The sequence below is a fragment of the Streptomyces sp. 13-12-16 genome (genome assembly GCF_002114215.1).
Classification (GTDB): domain Bacteria; phylum Actinomycetota; class Actinomycetes; order Streptomycetales; family Streptomycetaceae; genus Streptomyces.
Map to the genome: position 1 here is coordinate 680 of NZ_NCTE01001158.1, position 649 is coordinate 1,328.

Below are 649 nucleotides of genomic sequence, written 5' to 3' on the forward strand. Positions count from 1 at the left end.
TCACCGGGTAAGTGATGGACCAGATGGACGCTTCCGTGGCTCCGCCCAGGCTCATCACCTCCGCCTGCGGTGCGAGCCGGCGCAGCCGGTCGGGCAGGGTCAGGGGGATCCAGTCCCCGGAGAGCATCACCAGGCGCAGGGTGCGCAGCGCCTCGGTGGCCTCCTCAGGTTCCATCTCCGCGTACTCGACCAGCATTTCGAGCAGGGCGGGCGCGGTGTTCCACACGGTGACGCCGTGCCGGCCGGCCTGTTCGAGCCAGTGCTGCGGGTCGCGCTGCCGGGCGGGATCGGGCAGCACCAGACAGCCGCCGGCGCCGAGGACGCCGTAGATGTCGAACACGGACAGGTCGAAGCTGAGCGCCGACAGCGCCAGCACCCGGTCGTCCGGACCGATGGCGAACCGGTCGACGATGTCGTCGACGGTCGTGCGCGCGGCCCGGTGCTCGATCTCCACGCCCTTGGGGCTGCCGGTGGAGCCCGAGGTGAAGATGGTGTAGGCGATGTCCTCGGGCCGTGGGGCCGTGAGCGGTGCCGCGGGGGCGACGGAGCCCGCGGCGGTGCGGGCGGGGCGCCCCGCGGCGGTCAGGCGGTGGACGGTGACGCCGTCGGGCCAGCCGGTCCTCACACCGCGGCCGGTCAGTGCGTGCCG

1 protein-coding gene is annotated in these 649 nt (G+C 73.3%); it reads right to left on the reverse strand.

Annotation, left to right across the window (positions count from 1 at the left end):
* On the reverse strand, positions 1-625 hold a 625-nt coding region (locus tag B7767_RS36790; protein ID WP_256923698.1), incomplete at its 3' end, for an AMP-binding protein.
* Positions 626-649 lie beyond the last annotated feature (24 nt).